Origin of the sequence: Nitratireductor aestuarii, from assembly GCF_014641695.1 — a bacterium.
In the GTDB taxonomy this organism is placed as follows: Bacteria; Pseudomonadota; Alphaproteobacteria; order Rhizobiales; family Rhizobiaceae; genus Chelativorans; species Chelativorans aestuarii.
Genome location: NZ_BMIF01000015.1, coordinates 1 through 16,898, shown reverse-complemented (window position 1 = coordinate 16,898; position 16,898 = coordinate 1). Strand labels below are relative to the sequence as shown.

Here is a 16,898-nt window from a genome sequence, read left to right as displayed (position 1 = left end):
ACAGGCAGATGGACATTTCTGGCATAGCAGCGGTCGTAACGGGAGGCGGTTCCGGACTTGGAGCCGCTACTGCACACGCTTTGGCAGCCAAGGGCGCCAAGGTCACCGTGCTGGATGTGAACGGTGATTCGGCCAACAAAGTGGCTGAAGAAATTGGCGGTCTCGGACTTGTTTGTGATGTCACTAAGGAAAGCGCAGCCGATGTTCTGGATCAGGCAGCCGAAGCCCATGGCGCTGCGCGCATCCTGATCAATTGCGCAGGCATCGGCCCTGCCGGCAAGACCGTTGGCAAGAACGGACCGCTCTCGCTCGCTGAATATTCCAAGGTAATTCAGGTGAACCTGATCGGCTCGTTCAACATGCTCCGCCTCGCGGCAGCGCGGATGATGCCGTTGGACCTGCATGGTGAAGAGCGCGGTATCATCATCAACACGGCCAGCGTTGCCGCTTTCGAAGGCCAGATCGGACAGGTCGCTTATTCGTCTTCCAAGGGGGGCATTGTCGGCATGACGCTGCCTGCCGCACGTGATCTCGCGCAATCATGCATTCGCGTCAATACGATTGCTCCCGGAACCTTTCTGACGCCCTTGCTCATGACCGTTTCCGATGAGTTCAGGGCCAGCCTTGGCGCACAGGTTCCCTTTCCATCCAGGCTAGGTGACCCAAGCGAATATGCAAAGCTTGCCGTTCACATCGTCGAAAACACGATGATCAATGGTGAAACGATCCGCATCGACGGCGCAATCCGTATGGGACCGCGGTAAAATACCGGGCCGCTAGTGCTTCAGCATTGCAACAAGCTGCCGGCCAAGCTCGGCTGGCGGCTTGTCCGGATGCGGACGGTACCAGGTAGGCATCCAGTTAAGCGCACCAAGGAAGTGCAAGCGGAAGACACTCCGGTTGATGTTCGGAGGCAGGTCGAGCTTATCCACGATTCCGGCGATGATCTTGTCGTATCGGTCGCGCTGGTCGATCAGCTGATCTCGCATACCCTTCAACGACTCCGAGTAGTATGGCGACACCAGCACAGGCAGTTCACCCGACGACAGCAAAGCCTTGCAATGTGCAACAGCCGCAGCCTCCAGCTGCTCCCAGGGGTCTTCAATGCCTTCTATCGCGCTCAGCACCGCAGCGGTGATGGACTCTATTCCCGCGGAGTGGACAGCCAGGAAAATGTCTTCCTTGGAACTGAAGTGATAATAGATCGAGCCGCCGAGAATGCCCGCGGCGGCTGCAATGTCACGTATCGTGGTAGCGTCAAACCCTTGCGAGCCGAACAGCTTTGCAGCCTCCTGCATGATCAACTGACGGCGGGAACTAGGGTTTTCTTCTTCCAAACGAGCGGAAGGCGCTTTGGCTTTGGCAGAAGACCTTTTCGTTCTCATTCCAGTGATCCTTGTACGGCTACATGCTTGATGTCAGAGTGCCCATGGCAATTTAGACGTAAATAATCAAGCGTTTGTTCGCGTGTTAACGCAATGAAGTTGAAATATCTGGGCTGTGGCGCTCATTCCACCACTCCTTTGCATAGGCGAGATCGCCGAAAGGTTTGGAGCTGAATTCGGGAGCTCTCTTTTCTAGGAAGGACTTAAAGCCTTCTTCATAATCCGGACCACGGTAGCTTGCAACCAGAGCGCGAGACTCCAGCTCATGGGCTCGCGATGGGGATTGTTCACCAAGCATCTTCCAAAGCAGGTTGCGCACCATGGCGACAGATGCGGGTGAAGTTTCGGAGATGAAGGAATTAGCCACTTCACGTGCACGCTGCATCACATTCTCAGGTTCGACCAGCTCCTGCACGAACCCCTTCTCATAGGCCTCCTGCGCAAGGAATGTGCGCCCCGAGATCATCCAGGATAAGGCTGTTCCGATACCGACCAGCCGGGGTAAGAACCAGCTAGAGCACGATTCAGCTACGATTGCGCGTTTCGTGAATGGGAACGCGAACTTGGCATTGGTAGATGCTATCCGGTAGTCCATTGGCAGGAGTACGCTTGATCCGAAGCCCACGGCCGCGCCATTTACCGCGCCGATGACCGGCTTGTGCATCTCGAAAAGGCGCAACGCTACGCGTCCGCCCGGATCTGACTGGATGCCGTCGCCGGTCTGCGGGTCGCCAGTCTTGGGAACTTCGAAACCTCCACTGATATCGGCGCCGGCGCAAAATGCGCGGCCTTCACCTGTTACGATGATGGCGCGGACCGTCTCATCGCGGTCGAGCTGGTCCAACGCAGCCTCGATTTCGTCAATTGAATCGGCGGTGACGGCGTTCAGTTTCTGTGGACGTGCGATCGTTAAAATGGCGAGTAGTCCATCTTTTTCGATCCGGATATCTTGGAAGTCCATGTTTAAGCTCCTCCCGTGCGTCTGGTCGAACCCTGCTTGAGCTCCAGTCTGCCGATCTGATTGCGATGAACCTCATCAGGTCCGTCAGCCAGTCTGAGCGAGCGGGCCCAGGCGTAGAGAAGCGACAGGGGGGTGTCGTTAGAAACACCGGCGCCGCCAAAGGCCTGGATTGCCCAATCGATCACCTGGCAAGCCATGCTTGGCCCGGCGACCTTTATCATCGCGATTTCTCTTCGTGCCTCTTTGTTTCCGAAGCGGTCCATTTTCCAAGCTGCATGAAGTGTAAGCAGGCGGGCCTGCTCGATCATCACCCGGGCGTTGGCAATCCTCTCAAGCGTTATCGACTGTTCGGCGATCGGCTTGCCGAAGGCAACACGGGTCTTCACGCGTTCACGCATGAGTTCGAGCGCTCGTTCAGCCGCGCCGATCTGGCGCATGCAGTGATGGATACGTCCCGGCCCGAGGCGAGCCTGCGCAATCTCGAAGCCGCGTCCCTTGCCGAGGATCATGTTCGAGGCGGGCACCCTCACATTTTCAAAGACCACCTCGCCATGCCCGTGTGGAGCTTCTGAGAACCCGAACAAGGGCAGCATGCGGGTCACGCGAATTCCTTCGGCATCGCGGGGGATCAGGATCATGCTTTGCTGGCGATAAATATCATCGGAATCAGGGTCACTCTTGCCCATGAAGATGATGACCTTGCACCGGGGATCGCCGATGCCGGACGTCCACCACTTTACGCCATTCAGCACATAGTGGTCACCGTCCTGATCGATCCGCGACTGGATATTCGTCGCGTCAGATGACGCGACCGCCGGTTCGGTCATCGCGAAACAGGACCGGATCTCACCATTGAGCAACGGCTTGAGCCATTGTTCTTTTTGTTCTGGCGTCCCGAACCGAGCCAGAAGCTCCATGTTGCCGGTATCCGGTGCGGAGCAATTGAATATCTCCGGCGCAAAAGGGCTAGTGCCCATGATTTCGCACAGTGGTGCATATTCCAGATTGGTCAGGCCCGCGCCATGCTCATTTTCCGGCAGGAACAGGTTCCAGAGGCCTGCTTCCTTGGCCCGGTCCTTCAATGTCTCGATGAGCTGGATTGGCTCCCACGAGTCGGCGGAGCGCCAATGCGGCTGGTCGGTGGAGGCCTTCATCAGTTCGTCTTCCACGGGGTAGACGTACTCGTTCATGAATGCCTGCAGCTTCGACTGAAGCTCTTGCGTGCGAGGCGAATGTTCGAAATTCATGTCAGTTTCCCTTTGCCGCTTGTGCGCCGCAATCAGCGATGGTGCGCGTATGGGTTAGGAATTCCAGTGCGGTATCGGAGCTGGCACTTCCGGTCTTGCCGCGCGTGTAAATCCCGGCTGAGATTGCAGCGAGGCGGAACAATGAGAACGCGAGATAGAATTGCCATTTCGCGGGGCTTACCTCGCGCCCGGTCATTTGCGTGTACCGCTTCACCGCATCCTGCTCTGAAGGAATGCCTTCAGGAGGGTGGCCTTCAAAGCCGGGCTGCATTGGCAAGGACAACCGATAGACAAGGCTGTTGTAGGCAAGGTCGGCGAGCGGGTCGCCGAGTGTGGCCAATTCCCAATCCAGGATACCTATGATTTTTAGCTCGGTCGGGTGGAATACGAGGTTCTCAAGCCGATAGTCCCCGTGGGCGATTGTCGTTTCTCTGGCCTCGGGGGTATTCTCCACTAGCCAGTCCATCAGGAATTCCATCGAGGAAATGTCGCTGATGCCGGTGTCGCGATATTGCTTCGACCAGAGTTGTATCTGTCGCGAAATATATCCGCCAACACGGCCGAAATCCCCGAGCCCTGCCGCGTGGAAATCAACCGAGTGGAGGCGGGCCAGAACGTTGGTCATTTCAGCATAGATTTCGGTTCGCTGTTCCGGCGTCTGGCCGGGCAGTCGCGGGTCCCGGAAAATCCGTCCTTCCAGATGCTCCATGACATAGAAAGGCGTCCCAATGACGTCTTCGTCGTCACAATAAAGAAGCCCCTCGGGGACCGGTATGCCAAGCGGCTTCAGTGCCCGCAGAAGCCGATACTCACGGTCGACCGCATGAGCGGATTTGAGGAGCTTGCCCGGCGGCTTCTTGCGCAGAACATAGCGCTTCGACGGTGTTGTCAGTGCATATGTGGGATTGGACTGTCCCCCCGCATACTGTTTGATGGATAGCGGACCTTCGTAGCTGGGCAGATGATCGGCGAGATAGCGATCCAGAATCTCGCTGTTGATTGCCAGCTGGGGACGGACTTGTCCGAGCCTGGCATCGGTGGAGAGATCGGTCTCAGACATTTAAACCATCCGGAACAACCACCACCTTGCCAATCACACGCCGCGAGCCCAAAGCTTCGATGGCCTCCGGGGTTTGGCTCATAGGCAACACTTTCCAGATATGCGGATCGATCTTTCCGGCACTGGCAAGTTGCACCAAGGCTTCCATGTTGCGCTCTGCGATCTTCGGTTTGCGCGCCTTCCATGCGCCATAGAGCACGCCGACGACCGAAACCTCCTTCACCAGTGCATGGTTGGTCTTGAGCGTGCCATACTGGCCGCCTGCTGCGCCGATGATCAGTATGCGGCCCTCTTTCGCGATTGAGCGCATTGACACATCAAACAGCTCGCCGCCAACCGGATCATAGAAGACATCTGCCCCCTGGCCGTCGGTGAGTTCCAATATCCGGGCTCGAACATCTTCTGCGTCCACGGTGATAACGTCTGGATAGCCGAGGCTGCGCAAGGTCTCAGCCTTTTCCGCATCCCCAACGGTGGCGATAACGCGCGCACCGAGTGCTCGGCCGATCTGGAGGGCAGCCAGTCCCACGCCGCCAGCCGCGCCATGCACGACGAGCGTTTCGCCCTCCTCAAGTTGGCCGCGCTGGACGAGCGCGTGATACCCGGTGGCGTAAACGACCGGAAAGGCTGAACCTTTTTCGTAAGACATTCCCTCCGGCAGCGGAATGAGGAGAGATTGGTCGACGACGCATTCGTCAGCAAACAGGCCCTGCAGTTCAGAGCTTCCGTCGATGATGACGGATTGGCCAACCGTGAAGCTGGTGACTTCCTCGCCGACTTCAAGAATGTCTCCCGCCGCCTCAAGGCCCGGAATATAAGGAGGAGGGGTGGGAATATGATAGCCGCCTTCCGAGGCCAGGCGGTCTGGAAAGTTCACACCCGCCGCGCGGATTGCCACGCGCACATCCTTGGGTCCCAATGAGCGGGTTTGCCACTCGCGCCACTCCCACTTCGCAGGTTTGCCCTGCTCGGTACAGACCATCGCCCGCATATTTAATCCTTAATCTAACATTTGTTCGAATAGCGTTGACACCATGTCATGATGGCGGTATTCAATCAAGCACTCGTTAGAAATTTTGATGAGGCGAGTGTCGTTTAGCCGCCGGAGGAGGCGTTTGGGATGGCAATTGACATTTTGATGTCAAACGAAAAAGTGTCTCCAGCAAGGGCGGTGGCTGCAGCGTCTGCCATCAGTTGTGCAAAGCTTTCCAAGAGTTTTGGTGGCCTTCACGCATTGCGCGATGTCACGTTTCAGATTGCTCCAGGCGAAATATTGGGAATTCTTGGGCCAAATGGTGCTGGGAAGACGACTTTCATCAACGTGCTATCCGGAATGCTTCATGCAGATTCCGGAACAGTGCATATCTACGATGACGATGTATCAGCGATGTCCATGGCCCACCGTGCGCGCTATGGCCTATTCCGTACATTTCAGAATTCACGTTCCAGCGAAGAGCTTACGGGATATGAATTACTTCGCCTCGCATCGCTGACGCCCAACAAGACGAAATCGTCCAAGACCTATACTCCGGACGAGCTTCTCGAGATTTTCGGATTGAAGCGTTTCGCGGGCATTATACTTTCCGATTTACCCTACGGCATTCAGAAGATGATGAACCTGGCGGCGGTCGCACTGTGCCGTCCGAAGGTTCTGCTTCTCGACGAGCCCTTTCAGGGTGTCGCTGAGGCTGAAATCGAACGCCTCTCAAAGGTGATCAGGCACTTCGCGTCTGAGGGCGTGGCTGTTGGTCTCGTGGAGCACAACGTGCGCTCCGTCATGCGCCTGTGCAATCGGGTCATAGTGCTGGATGCAGGAGCGATGATTTTTGAGGGGCGGGGAGAGGACGCGGTACGCGATCCCGTCGTCCAAACCGCATATCTGGGCCAGCGCTTTGCAGGTGAGCTCAATGGTTGATGCATTGACACTTCAGGAAATCACGGCTGGCTACCAAGGTTCGGTTGTTCTGAGATCCGTTTCGCTCTCGGTTCCTGTGGGCCAGAACGTTGCAATTGTCGGCCCTAACGGGGCCGGTAAATCCACGCTGCTGAAGGCGATCTCGGGACTGGTCAGTGTCAAGGAAGGTTCTATTCGCATCAACGGGAACGACACGACAAACTGGCCGCCTGAAAAGATTGTCTCCGCTGGGGTCGTCCACGTGCCGGAGGGCCGTCAGGTTTTTCCTGGTCTCTCCGTGGAAGAAAATCTCTGGCTCGGCGGCTACACCAAACCTTCACGACGCGAGGATCTTCTGGCCGACGTTCTGGACCTGTTTCCGCGTCTGAAAGAGCGCCTCAGACAGGCAGCAGACAGCCTGTCGGGCGGAGAGCAGCAGATGCTCGCCATCGGGCGTGGTCTCATGGCTGAACCGCAGGTTCTCATGCTCGATGAACCAACCCTGGGTCTGGCGCCTGTCATTGTCGATCTCATGATCGATGCCCTGGAGAATCTGCGCTCGCGCAAGGAGCTTTCTCTCCTTGTCGTGGAGCAAAGCGTGCAGCTCACGCGCGGCCTTTGTGAGCACGCGTACATCCTCGTTGATGGAAAGATCGCCGCATCAGGTGCGACGGATGAGGTAATCAATGATGACATGATGAAGATCTACCTCGGTACTCACTGATCCATTCGCAACCCAAGGGAGGAGATTTGGGATGCTAACGTCTAAGTTCAGGAAATTCCGGCTAGGTGCCGGAGTGGCGGGGATAATTTCCCTGTTCGCTTCCAGCGCCATAGCCGAGACACTTACACTTTTCGATCTGGAGGCTCTCAGCGGGCCCGGCCAGACCAATGGTGTGGCGCAGGCCAATGCCGTGAAGCTTGCCGTGGAAAAGATCAACGAATCTGGCGGCCTCCAGGTGGGCGATACGACCTACACGATCGAGCTCGACGTGCACGATGATCGCTCCACGCCGACGGCAGGCGTGACGGCTGTGCAGAAAATGCTTTCCTATGGCAAGCCAGTTCTGATGGTTGGGTCCCTGTCCGGTGCTGTAACCGGCGCCTACCTTCCGATTGTGCGCGACCGTGACGATTTCATCAGCATCGTGATGGGCGCGGCGATCACGCTTACGGCCGAGGACAAGGCACTTTACCATCCGCGTGTGTCGGTCGAGCAATACACCACGTCGACTGTGACCTACATCAAGTCTCTGCCTGACGTGAAGCGCGTGGGGATCCTGACGGATAACAAGCACAGCGGCTTTGTGCAGCAGACGCCGCTTCTCCAGGAGCTTCTTACTAAAGAAGGCTTCGAGGTTGTCGGCAGCGAAGAGTTCTCCTTCGGTGCGACCCAATTCGGTCCGCAGATCAGCGCACTCGTTCGCGGCAATCCAGACATCATCAACATTCGCGGTTATGGCGGTGACGTAGCGCGAGCCATCAAGCAGGCACGTGATCTTGGCTATACGGGTCAGATCGTCAGCTCGTCCGGTATCGTCGCCAAGGATGTTACAGATGCGCAGGCGGATGCTGCGATGACGGATGTGCGCGACCTGTTTGTTCCGCTTGCAAACGATTTGATTGAAGGCGCGCGAAACAGCGAGGAAGCCAAGGCTTTCGAAGACGCCTATCAGGCCGCCTTCAAAGAGCCGAGTGGCGCGACGTCACTGTCCGCATATGGCGGCGTCTATATTCTTGCTCGGGCGCTCCAGAAGGCCGGTAGCGTCGATGACATTCCTGCAATTCGCACTGCTCTCGATGAACTCACCCTGGACGAAGTTCCGGAAATAATCGAGCCGATGATTCCGCAGGATGGTGGCCGCATCTTCAAGGACCATCAGTCCTACTTCGCCCTTGTTGTCCGCCAGTGGAAGGACGGACGCTTCATTCCGGCAGGCTTCGTCGAATAATGCAGGATCTGGTCAACGGTTTGGCGCAGGGTGCCATCTATTCACTGGCTGGCGTGGGACTTGTACTCATCTTCAGCGTGGTCAGGGTTCCGAACTTTGCTCATGGTGAGCCCGTCATGGTTGCCGCAATGCTGCCGGTTACGCTGATGGCGCTGTTCAATATGCCGTTGGCCCTCGCTCTTGTGCTGGGGGTGGTGGCAGCCATCGCCCTCGGTATCTTTTTCTCAGTCGCAATCTTTTCGCGCCTGTCGAAATATCCGGAAGTTTCCCTGCTGATCATCTCACTGGCATTGGTCGTTATGATCAGTTCGCTGGCGGTGATGTTCTGGGGCGATGCCGCCCGGCAGACCCCTGGCAGCCCCTCAACAGTATTGAACTGGGGCGGTGTCCGCATACCGGTCATGTGGATCATTATCTTCTTCATGGCGCTAGCCGCAACCGTAGCGCTGGATGCGTTCATTCGCTACACGACGCCCGGTCGTGCCATGCGTGCCATGGCTCTCAACCCGTTTGCCGCAAAACTGATGGGCATACCGGTGGCGCGCTATCACGCCCTTGCCTTTGGTATTGGTTCAGGGCTTGCGGGTGTTGCGGGGGCGCTGTTCAGCCTCGCCTTTGCCGTGCAGTCCTCGATGGGCGCAGCCATTGCGCTGAAGGCCTTCATCGTCATCATCTTTGCGGGCATGGGCTCAATCTGGGGCGCCTTTGCCGGCGGCTTGCTGCTCGGGCTCGTGGAATCTTACGGGGCAAGCTACCTGTCCAGCGGCTATCGCGACACGTTCGGCTTCATATTCCTGCTTGGCGTGCTTCTCATCAAGCCCAACGGACTGTTTGCGAGGCGAGCCAATGGTTGAGCGTTTCGGATATGTGGGCTGGGTGCTCCTCCTCGGCGGGCTGGTCGGTATTTATCTCCTTAACGATGGCTACTACACGACGGTAGCGCTCCTCATGATGCTCTGGGCCATCCTTGCCATCGGACTCAATTTCATCCTCGGCTATGCGGGATATTTCCATCTTGGTCTGGGCGCATTCTACGGGCTCGGTGCATATGGCGCGGCAGCGCTGGGCACCAAATATCAGATGCCGATGATTGTGGCCCTGATTGTAATGCCAATCGCCGGAGCCATCCTCAGTGCCATTATCGGCCCATTGCTCCTGCGTACGCGTGACCTCTATTTTGCTGTCGCAACACTCGCGCTGGGCATGATCATTTCGGATGTGACCAACAATTGGGTATCGGTAACGGGCGGCCCAATTGGTATCGGAGGCATCCAGCGTCCCGGCGTGATCGGCTTCGGGGCCTTCTCGATTGACGGCCGTACCTTGCCGGGCATGTTCATCATCGTCAGCACGATCTTTGTCGCTCTCATGATAGCCGCCGCCATCGCTCGCAAGTCGAACTTTGTTCTGATCTTGCGGGGGATCAAGTCCGATGACCTGATGACACGATCCTTCGGCTTCCCGACCACGGTATACAAGGTTGCTGCCTTTGCCATTGCCGGCGCGATATCTGCCCTCGGCGGTGTGCTCTATGCTCACATCGTCCAGTATATTTCACCTGAGCCCTTCACCTTCTTCGCCGCGTCATTCCAGGCCTTCGTCGTGCTGGCGGTCGGCGGTCTGGGTTCACTCTGGGGGCCAGTTCTTGGCTCCGTCCTGCTGACCGGCCTCCCAGAATTTCTCGATCTCGATCCACATATGAAACTCATCATCTACGGTGCGGTGCTTCTCATTGTAACCCTGGTACTGCCGAAGGGACTTGCCTCGGCCGCACAGGTTATCTCGCGCCGCAGGAAGACAGCGATGAAGGAAGGTACAGAATGATCGTCGACGCTATTTCCAGCTTCGTTCCATCTCCCGAAGCGTTTGCACGCGCGCAACAGACACTGGCGCGCATGGACGGATACCTGGAGCATTTCAATCCGGCTTCCGTAGCCGGAAAGACAAGAGCGCAGATCGAAGAGGAAGCGATGGAAGCCGGGCGCAAGATGTGCCCGACTGATGCGGAATTCTTTGCCATGCTGGACAGCGCAAATGTTGATAAGGCGGTCGTCTACAACGAGCTCTACGAAAAGTCGGTGGGCGTTGCGACGAGCTCGAATGAAGCAGTGGCCGAGTTCGTGGCAAAGGACCCCCGGCTTGTCGGCATGGGCGGCGTTGACCCTTGGGATGACGCATCCGTAGACGATATGGAGCGAAGCGTTCGTGAACTCGGAATGAAAGGGTTTGTCCTCTCGCCATTCAAGCAGAAGTTGCTACCCACTGAAGGGCGGTTGAGCCGGGTGTTTGCGAACTGCGAAAGGCTGGGCGTGCCGATCCTGCTTCATGGCGGCATCAACTGGTGGAAGGTTGTACCATATGACATTGGTCACCCCCGCTATATCGACGCCATGGCAAATGCATTCCCCAAGCTGAAGATCGTCGTTCTCCATGCCTGCTGGCCCTGGGTCGCTGATGGTGTCATGGTTGCCTGGCGTCATCCGAACGTCTTTCTGGACATCTCGGCACATCGTCCGAAGCACTTCACCGCTCCGTCTTCAGGATGGGAGCCGTTGCTTTATTACGGAAACCGTATGCTGCAGGATAAGGTGATCTTCGGATCGACGTGGACGCTCCTGGGAACAACTGTCGGGGCGCTCATTGATGAAGTTCGCTCACTCCCGCTGAAGGAAGCCGTCATTGAGAAGTGGCTGGGGGGCAACGCGGCACGAGTGTTCGAACTCTAAGCAACGCCAGAACAAAGTGGACAAAAGCCTAGATCACCTCAGTGTCTGCACAAAACACGCTGGGGTGATCCAGAGCCGGAGGTATCGCACATGAGCATGTTGATGACCGTCGGAGACATTCTGCGGCTGAACGCAAAGAGCATCCCTGACAAACTTGCACTCGTCACTGCCAACGAAAGAATAACCTACGCCGAAATCAATCGTCGCACCAATGTTGTCGCCAATGCGCTTTTGCGCGGCGGCGTCAGCGAGGGCGATCGTGTCTGTGTGCTAGGGTACAATTCTGTAGACTACTTCTGCCTTTACTTCGCCACAGCAAAGATCGGCGCGATGATGGTGCCAATGAATTTCTGGCATCGGGCTGAGGAACATGCCTACACGCTGCAGGACGCGGAGCCTTCCCTGCTTCTCTATCAGCGCGACTTCGATGCCGTGCTGACTGAAGCTTGCGAGGGAACAGCCATCCGCCGCATGGAAATTCCGAAATTAGGTGAGCCAGCCGGTCAGGAATGGACTGATTATCTGGCAGGCGCATCTGACGAGGAGCCTGACTTCCAGGTTGACCGGCAGAGCGGCCACATCATTATCTATACGTCGGGAACGACGGGGAGGCCGAAGGGCGCGCTCATCAGTCAGGAGCGTACCGTTCTGGATGCCTTCGCCATGTCTGGCGGGTTAAGCCTTCGCCGCAGCGACGTTTTCCTCAACTACTTTCCGCCTTTCCACATCGGCAATTGGGACCATCAGAAGCTGTTCCTGCTGGTTGGGGCGACAATTGTACTGCAGGCCCAGTTCTCTGCCGAAGAGGCGCTGCGGACCATCGAGCAGGAAAAGGTGACCGTCATTCTTTCGGTGCCCACCATGCTCCACACGCTCATCAGCCATGAGGATTTCGACAAACGCGATGTGTCATCGATCCGCCTGCTCTACTACGGTGCCTACGACCCAAGCGGGATCCTCGACCGGGCTGCAGAGAAGTTCAAGGCTCGGGAAGGCAAGTGCTCTTTCGCGCACACCTATGGGCTCACTGAGGCGGGTTGTTTTGCAGCACTTTGCCGTCCTGAGGAAGTTTTCGACCACTGGGGTTCTGTTGGTCGTGCACTGCCGGGCGTTGAGTTGGAGCTTCAGGATGAAGATGGGAACCCCGTGCCGGACGGGGTGGCGGGCGAGATCTGTCTGAAGGGTCCGCGCATGCTTGGCTACTGGCGCAATCCTGAGGCGACTGCCGTCGCTTTCAAGGGCGGGTGGCTACACACCGGCGACATTGCCGTTCGCGACAAGCAGGGCTTCCTGTTCCTGGTTGATCGAAAGAAAGACATGATCCGGTCGGGGGGCCAGAACGTCTATTCGAAAGAGGTCGAGGATTGCATCAGTTCGCACCCGGCTGTCGCTGATGTGGGTGTGATCGGACTGGACGATCCGGTCTACGAAGAACTGGTCTGCGCGGTGGTCGTGCTGCGTCCGGATCAGCAACCATCCGAAGCTCTGGCTGAAGACATCTCCGCCTATGTTCGCACGCGCAAGGCAGGCTACAACGTTCCCAAACGCGTGGAGTTTATCGACGCACTGCCGAAAAACGCGGTGGGCAAGATCCAGAAGCACGTGCTACGTGAGATCTATGGCGCCGGCAAACGCTGGCAGGCAACAGCAGCGTTGAAGTAGCGGTGGGGAACAATCGTCTTGCATCACGCCAAGCTTTGCCGGTCGGGCAGGTACCTGCGAGCGGTCAGGTGATAGAACTTGCGCCAGGCGTGTTATGGGCACGTCTGGTGCTGCCGTTCCAGCTTAATCACGTCAATGTCTATGTTCTGGACGACGGCGATAGCTGGGTTGTGGTTGATACGGGTGTTTATAATCAGGCGACCTGCGATCAGTGGGAAGCGCTGCTCTCGGGGCCGCTGGCTGGGCGCCCGGTAAGCCGAGTCATTGTCACCCACTTCCACCCTGACCATATCGGTATGGCTGGCTGGCTGTGCCGCCGGATGGACGCCAGTCTGACCATGACACCGTGCGAATACAAGACGGCGGAGCGGATGCTTCAGGCAACTGAGGGCGAGCTGCACGGCAAATTTCGCGCGCTTTACGGAAGTCATGGGCTAACCAGCCCATGCTTGGAAAAGGTCGTTGCCGTTGGTCATGAGTACCACAGCATCGTTTCCGATCTGCCCGGCGTTGTCGAGCTGATGAGCCGCGGCGACCTGATAAGCATTGGCGGACGGAGTTTCCGCGTCTTCACCGGCGGCGGACACTCGCCTGAACATGGCATGTTGTATTGCGAGGCCGATCGCCTGCTACTTTGCGCCGACCAGGTGCTGGGCCGGATTTCGCCTAATATCGGCGTTCTTCCCAGCGAACCCGACGCTGATCCGCTTGGCGTATTCCTCCGCTCGCTGCGCGATCTGCGGGCCGAAATCCCCGACGACACGCTACTGCTTCCGGGCCATGACGTGCCGTTCGCCGGTTTGCACAAACGGGTGGATGAGCTGACACGGCATCATCATGATCGATGCGCTGCCATTCTGACGGCCTGCAAGCAGCAGGCGCTTTCGGCACTGGAGCTTGTTCCGCACGTGTTTGAACGAAAGTTAGATCTTACTCAGATCGGTTTCGCACTCGCTGAAACCGTGGCACACATCAACCGGCTTGTCGCGGAAGGGAAGTTGACCCAGCTGGAACGCGACGGGCTCTATTCCTATGCGGCAGAGGCTTAGGCAAACAGGCAAGGTTCCGCATTTACTGTTTATAGGGGGTTGAGTAAAAAATGATCCGCACGCGCATAACGGACCTTCTGGAAATTGACCGGCCGATCGTACAGGGCGGCATGCAAAATGTCGGCGTTGCGGAACTCGCCTCGGCCGTCTCAAATGCCGGTGGTCTGGGAATTCTGACTGCGCTGACACAGCCCTCTCCGCAAGCCCTGTGCGCAGAGATTGAGCGTTGCCGGTCGATGACCGACAAGCCGTTCGGCGTGAACTTGACCGTATTTCCGACAATTAACTCACCCGATTATCGCGCCTACGCGCAGGCGATCATCGACAGCGGTGTCAAGATCGTGGAAACAGCGGGTACACCTGCAGTGGCTGAGATCTGGGAGATCTTGAAGGCCGCCGGCATTCGCATCGTCCATAAATGCACGTCAGTGCGCCACGCTCTTTCGGCCGAGCGCAAAGGCGTCGACGCTATCTCGATTGACGGGTTTGAGTGCGCAGGCCACCCCGGTGAAGAAGACATTGGTGGGCTGGTGCTCATTCCGGCAGCCGCCAACAAGGTAAAAATCCCGATGCTCGCCTCGGGTGGCTTCGCCGATGGCCGTGGGCTTGTCGCAGCACTGGCGCTCGGCGCGCACGGGATCAACATGGGCACCCGCTTTTGCGCCACCGTCGAAGCGCCCATTCATGACAACGTCAAGCAGGCGTACCTTGCCAATGATGAGCGAGGCACCCACCTGATCTTCCGGCAATTCCGCAACACGGCCCGCGTCGGAAAAAGCGACGTTTCCGACGAGGTGGCCCGTCGGCTGGAGAACCCCAAGGCGGAATTCTCGGACGTCGCAGAGCTTGTCGCCGGTGCCAAGGGACGCGAACTGCTGAAGACCGGCGATCTGACGCGTGGCGTCTTCTGGGCAGGTCAGTCGCAGGGTCTCATCAACGATGTCCCAACGGTCCGTCAGCTCATCGAGCGCATCGAGGCTGAAGCCCTTCAACTCATGCGCGACACGTTACCAAGTTTCGCGACTTAGGGCGCTTCGAGCGGCCTTGGCCTGCACTTCGCTCAGACGCTCAGCAGGAACGGCGCTGAGGTCATTCTGGCCGCGCGCCGGCTGGACGCCGTTGAGGAAGCTGCCGCTTCTGGATCAGGCTGACAGACTCTTTGAAAGTCCTTGGTTTTGGATGCTTGTGCACCGGAATTTCAATGATTGGGGGAAAACTTGCTGAACATCATTCCTGACATCCACGCTGATCCGGAGCGCCTGGACACCACTATCGACATGATCGATAACGATGCCACGAATCGCTTTCGTGGGTGATTTCATTGACGCCGGATCAGGCGTCAAGGTTCCTGACGATGGTGCCGTGCTCACTCGGATACGGCATCTGATTGAGCAGGGAGGCGCGATCGGCGTGATGGGCAATCACGAACTGAACGCGATCCTCTACCATCGGGTCGACGGGAACGGGCTTCCGCTCAGGATGCGCTCGAAGAAGAATACCAGACAGCATCGAAGCTTCATCAACCAGTTTGGCGTTGCCAGGAGAGAGGCACTTGAGTGGACCGAGTGGTTTCTGGCGAGCCTGCCGTTCTGGCGTGAGCTTGACAGCGTGCGGCTGGTTCACGCGTGCTGGAGCGACAACGCCAATGGAATGATCGCCGGGCGCAGACCAGATGGCTATCTTCAGCTTGAGGACTTGGAAGAAATCGCGAGCGAATCCACCCTCTTTGGCCGTGCGGTTAAAACGCTGGTCTCCGGCGTCGAGGTCAAACTGCCGGATGATATCCGCTTCACGGATTTCAGCGGCCACAAACGCCGGGAAGTGCGGATTGCATGGTGGCCAAACCACGTCCGCACCTGGCGCGGCGCGGCGCTATCTGTTCCTGACCCGCTTGAACTCCCGGACAGTCAATTGCCAGCCATCCGCAACCCCTCAAATCTATAGCTGACGTCATCATTCGTTTCGGAATCGACACTCACGCCGACTTCATCGAGCGACCAGCCAAGTTCGCCTGCGAGGCGCTTTACGGCGATCCGCTGCAGGGTACTCAACCGCCTGGAAAAAGGTGCCGCCTTAGCAAGGATGCTGTGAAGGAAGGCATCACGCCCCTTGGCGTCTGGTGCGCTGGCCCGCATGAAGCTCTCTATCATGTCGAGAACCCAGTAGATCAGATCGATGCCAAAGGCCTGACCTGTCAACTCGTCAATATCGGCGATAAGTGATATGTATTCCGCACCGCTTATACCCACGGATAGGAGCGCTTCCACCAAGACCTGGCTGGATTCATAAACCGATCCACTACGCGTCGAGTTCAACGCGAACAAGGTCAGGAGGCTCGAATAGACAGGTGCCATGACAGGGGCGGGGAACGCAGGGTCTTGCTGAAGCCAAGCTACGAGGAAGGGGAGCGCTTGCGCCGTCCGTTCCGATGCGAGCGGGTTATCCTGGGCACGGTTGAGAGCAGCTACGAATGCGGCGACTTGGGATGGATCGCTCGTCGACGGTTGTACGGGCCACTCATCTTTCCCGTGACGAACTATCTCAAGAGCATTGGTGAAAGATGGATCACCCGATTTTTCGAGCCAGTCGATCCAGGATAAGGGCACACCGCTTGGAGCGTTCACCTCGATGAGGCGAAATGCAGCGCTGAAGGGTTCTGCGTCCCGAAGCAAAGCGAGTTCTGCCGGCGCGAGTCTTGCCAGGGCGGCCAACACAGCGGCAACGTTGTCTAGGGACATATGAAGAGCGCTATCGCGAACGAGTTCTGAGTAAGCGCGAATTTCTGTGCACCTTCTGAAGCGCAGTGCTCTGATGCATGAAGTGTCCACCAAAAACAGGTGGACACCAAATCATGGACGATACTCCTAAACTGCAGGTGCGGCTTGTTGGCCGCGACGGCCGCCGTCGATATGACCCTGCCTCCCGAGATCGGCTTGTCGCAGCGTGTTTAGAGCCCGGCGTT

The 16,898-nt window shown here is 57.5% G+C and carries 17 protein-coding genes and 1 pseudogene; 12 read left to right on the top strand and 6 right to left on the bottom strand.

Annotation, left to right across the window (positions count from 1 at the left end; translation table 11 throughout):
• Nucleotides 1–8 precede the first annotated feature (8 nt).
• Nucleotides 9–764, top strand: coding sequence for an SDR family NAD(P)-dependent oxidoreductase (locus IEX27_RS18275; protein ID WP_188722540.1), 756 nt, complete (start codon nucleotides 9–11; stop codon nucleotides 762–764).
• A 12-nt stretch (nucleotides 765–776) separates the two neighbouring features.
• On the opposite strand, the gene IEX27_RS18270 is transcribed toward IEX27_RS18275, so the two are convergent.
• The 5 genes from IEX27_RS18270 to IEX27_RS18250 all read right to left on the bottom strand — a co-directional run bounded on the left by IEX27_RS18270 (nucleotide 777) and on the right by IEX27_RS18250 (nucleotide 5,644).
• Entirely contained in the window at nucleotides 777–1,298 is a 522-nt protein-coding gene (locus IEX27_RS18270) for a TetR/AcrR family transcriptional regulator (protein WP_210315563.1), read from the bottom strand.
• A 172-nt stretch (nucleotides 1,299–1,470) separates the two neighbouring features.
• Nucleotides 1,471–2,346 carry an enoyl-CoA hydratase-related protein gene (locus tag IEX27_RS18265; RefSeq protein WP_188722538.1) on the bottom strand — a complete coding sequence of 292 codons (876 nt, stop codon included), beginning with the start codon at nucleotides 2,344–2,346 and terminating at the stop codon, nucleotides 1,471–1,473.
• Nucleotides 2,347–2,348: 2 nt separating this feature from the next.
• A complete protein-coding gene (locus tag IEX27_RS18260) occupies nucleotides 2,349–3,593 on the bottom strand; it encodes an acyl-CoA dehydrogenase family protein (RefSeq protein ID WP_188722537.1) in 1,245 nt (414 codons plus the stop codon).
• A 1-nt stretch (nucleotide 3,594) separates the two neighbouring features.
• Nucleotides 3,595–4,653: a phosphotransferase gene (locus IEX27_RS18255; RefSeq protein WP_210315562.1), complete on the bottom strand. Its 1,059-nt coding sequence runs from the start codon at nucleotides 4,651–4,653 to the stop codon at nucleotides 3,595–3,597.
• A complete protein-coding gene (locus tag IEX27_RS18250; RefSeq protein WP_188722536.1) occupies nucleotides 4,646–5,644 on the bottom strand; it encodes an NADPH:quinone oxidoreductase family protein in 999 nt (332 codons plus the stop codon). The genes IEX27_RS18255 and IEX27_RS18250 overlap by 8 nt, the downstream gene beginning before the upstream one ends.
• Before the next feature lie 129 nt (nucleotides 5,645–5,773).
• Here IEX27_RS18250 and IEX27_RS18245 point away from each other — a divergent pair, with 129 nt between their 5' ends.
• The 10 genes from IEX27_RS18245 to IEX27_RS18200 all read left to right on the top strand — a co-directional run bounded on the left by IEX27_RS18245 (nucleotide 5,774) and on the right by IEX27_RS18200 (nucleotide 15,880).
• On the top strand, nucleotides 5,774–6,568 hold the full coding sequence (locus IEX27_RS18245) for an ABC transporter ATP-binding protein (RefSeq protein ID WP_188722535.1): 795 nt from the start codon (nucleotides 5,774–5,776) through the stop codon (nucleotides 6,566–6,568).
• The gene (locus IEX27_RS18240; RefSeq protein WP_188722534.1) at nucleotides 6,561–7,271 is read left to right on the top strand and encodes an ABC transporter ATP-binding protein; all 711 of its coding nucleotides are present in this window, start codon (nucleotides 6,561–6,563) and stop codon (nucleotides 7,269–7,271) included. The genes IEX27_RS18245 and IEX27_RS18240 overlap by 8 nt, the downstream gene beginning before the upstream one ends.
• A 31-nt stretch (nucleotides 7,272–7,302) precedes the next feature.
• The gene (locus tag IEX27_RS18235) at nucleotides 7,303–8,499 is read left to right on the top strand and encodes an ABC transporter substrate-binding protein (RefSeq protein ID WP_188722533.1); all 1,197 of its coding nucleotides are present in this window, start codon (nucleotides 7,303–7,305) and stop codon (nucleotides 8,497–8,499) included.
• A complete protein-coding gene (locus IEX27_RS18230; protein WP_188722532.1) occupies nucleotides 8,499–9,353 on the top strand; it encodes a branched-chain amino acid ABC transporter permease in 855 nt (284 codons plus the stop codon). Before IEX27_RS18235 ends, IEX27_RS18230 begins: the two co-directional genes overlap by 1 nt.
• Nucleotides 9,346–10,323: a branched-chain amino acid ABC transporter permease gene (locus tag IEX27_RS18225; RefSeq protein ID WP_188722531.1), complete on the top strand. Its 978-nt coding sequence runs from the start codon at nucleotides 9,346–9,348 to the stop codon at nucleotides 10,321–10,323. The genes IEX27_RS18230 and IEX27_RS18225 overlap by 8 nt, the downstream gene beginning before the upstream one ends.
• Complete coding sequence (locus IEX27_RS18220) at nucleotides 10,320–11,225, top strand: amidohydrolase family protein (protein ID WP_188722530.1); 906 nt, start codon at nucleotides 10,320–10,322, stop codon at nucleotides 11,223–11,225. Before IEX27_RS18225 ends, IEX27_RS18220 begins: the two co-directional genes overlap by 4 nt.
• 90 nt (nucleotides 11,226–11,315) lie before the next feature.
• Complete coding sequence (locus tag IEX27_RS18215) at nucleotides 11,316–12,887, top strand: long-chain-fatty-acid--CoA ligase (protein ID WP_188722529.1); 1,572 nt, start codon at nucleotides 11,316–11,318, stop codon at nucleotides 12,885–12,887.
• Nucleotides 12,888–12,955: 68 nt separating this feature from the next.
• The gene (locus tag IEX27_RS18210) at nucleotides 12,956–13,936 is read left to right on the top strand and encodes an MBL fold metallo-hydrolase (protein ID WP_188722528.1); all 981 of its coding nucleotides are present in this window, start codon (nucleotides 12,956–12,958) and stop codon (nucleotides 13,934–13,936) included.
• Between the two features lie 50 nt (nucleotides 13,937–13,986).
• Entirely contained in the window at nucleotides 13,987–14,964 is a 978-nt protein-coding gene (locus IEX27_RS18205) for an NAD(P)H-dependent flavin oxidoreductase (RefSeq protein ID WP_188722527.1), read from the top strand.
• 262 nt (nucleotides 14,965–15,226) lie between these two features.
• Entirely contained in the window at nucleotides 15,227–15,880 is a 654-nt protein-coding gene (locus IEX27_RS18200; RefSeq protein ID WP_188722526.1) for a metallophosphoesterase family protein, read from the top strand.
• Here the strand turns inward: IEX27_RS18200 and IEX27_RS18195 are convergent.
• Entirely contained in the window at nucleotides 15,844–16,764 is a 921-nt protein-coding gene (locus IEX27_RS18195; RefSeq protein ID WP_507763576.1) for a hypothetical protein, read from the bottom strand. The two genes, IEX27_RS18200 and IEX27_RS18195, sit on opposite strands and share 37 nt — an antisense overlap.
• Nucleotides 16,765–16,787: 23 nt before the next feature.
• Between IEX27_RS18195 and IEX27_RS21430 the strand changes: the two are divergent.
• A pseudogene (locus IEX27_RS21430) lies at nucleotides 16,788–16,898 on the top strand (IS66-like element accessory protein TnpA); the annotation flags it as partial.

Bases quoted from the DNA above. Each gene is read 5' to 3' on its own strand.
- IEX27_RS18260 (WP_188722537.1), bottom strand. From the start codon at position 3,593: ATGAATTTCGAACATTCGCCTCGCACGCAAGAGCTTCAGTCGAAGCTG.
- IEX27_RS18270 (WP_210315563.1), bottom strand. From the start codon at position 1,298: ATGCAGGAGGCTGCAAAGCTGTTCGGCTCGCAAGGGTTTGACGCTACC.
- IEX27_RS18250 (WP_188722536.1), bottom strand. From the start codon at position 5,644: ATGCGGGCGATGGTCTGTACCGAGCAGGGCAAACCTGCGAAGTGGGAG.
- IEX27_RS18240 (WP_188722534.1), top strand. From the start codon at position 6,561: ATGGTTGATGCATTGACACTTCAGGAAATCACGGCTGGCTACCAAGGT.
- IEX27_RS18230 (WP_188722532.1), top strand. From the start codon at position 8,499: ATGCAGGATCTGGTCAACGGTTTGGCGCAGGGTGCCATCTATTCACTG.
- IEX27_RS18215 (WP_188722529.1), top strand. From the start codon at position 11,316: ATGAGCATGTTGATGACCGTCGGAGACATTCTGCGGCTGAACGCAAAG.
- IEX27_RS18265 (WP_188722538.1), bottom strand. From the start codon at position 2,346: ATGGACTTCCAAGATATCCGGATCGAAAAAGATGGACTACTCGCCATT.
- IEX27_RS18220 (WP_188722530.1), top strand. From the start codon at position 10,320: ATGATCGTCGACGCTATTTCCAGCTTCGTTCCATCTCCCGAAGCGTTT.
- IEX27_RS18225 (WP_188722531.1), top strand. From the start codon at position 9,346: ATGGTTGAGCGTTTCGGATATGTGGGCTGGGTGCTCCTCCTCGGCGGG.
- IEX27_RS18275 (WP_188722540.1), top strand. From the start codon at position 9: ATGGACATTTCTGGCATAGCAGCGGTCGTAACGGGAGGCGGTTCCGGA.
- IEX27_RS18255 (WP_210315562.1), bottom strand. From the start codon at position 4,653: ATGTCTGAGACCGATCTCTCCACCGATGCCAGGCTCGGACAAGTCCGT.
- IEX27_RS18245 (WP_188722535.1), top strand. From the start codon at position 5,774: ATGGCAATTGACATTTTGATGTCAAACGAAAAAGTGTCTCCAGCAAGG.
- IEX27_RS18235 (WP_188722533.1), top strand. From the start codon at position 7,303: ATGCTAACGTCTAAGTTCAGGAAATTCCGGCTAGGTGCCGGAGTGGCG.
- IEX27_RS18200 (WP_188722526.1), top strand. From the start codon at position 15,227: ATGCCACGAATCGCTTTCGTGGGTGATTTCATTGACGCCGGATCAGGC.
- IEX27_RS18205 (WP_188722527.1), top strand. From the start codon at position 13,987: ATGATCCGCACGCGCATAACGGACCTTCTGGAAATTGACCGGCCGATC.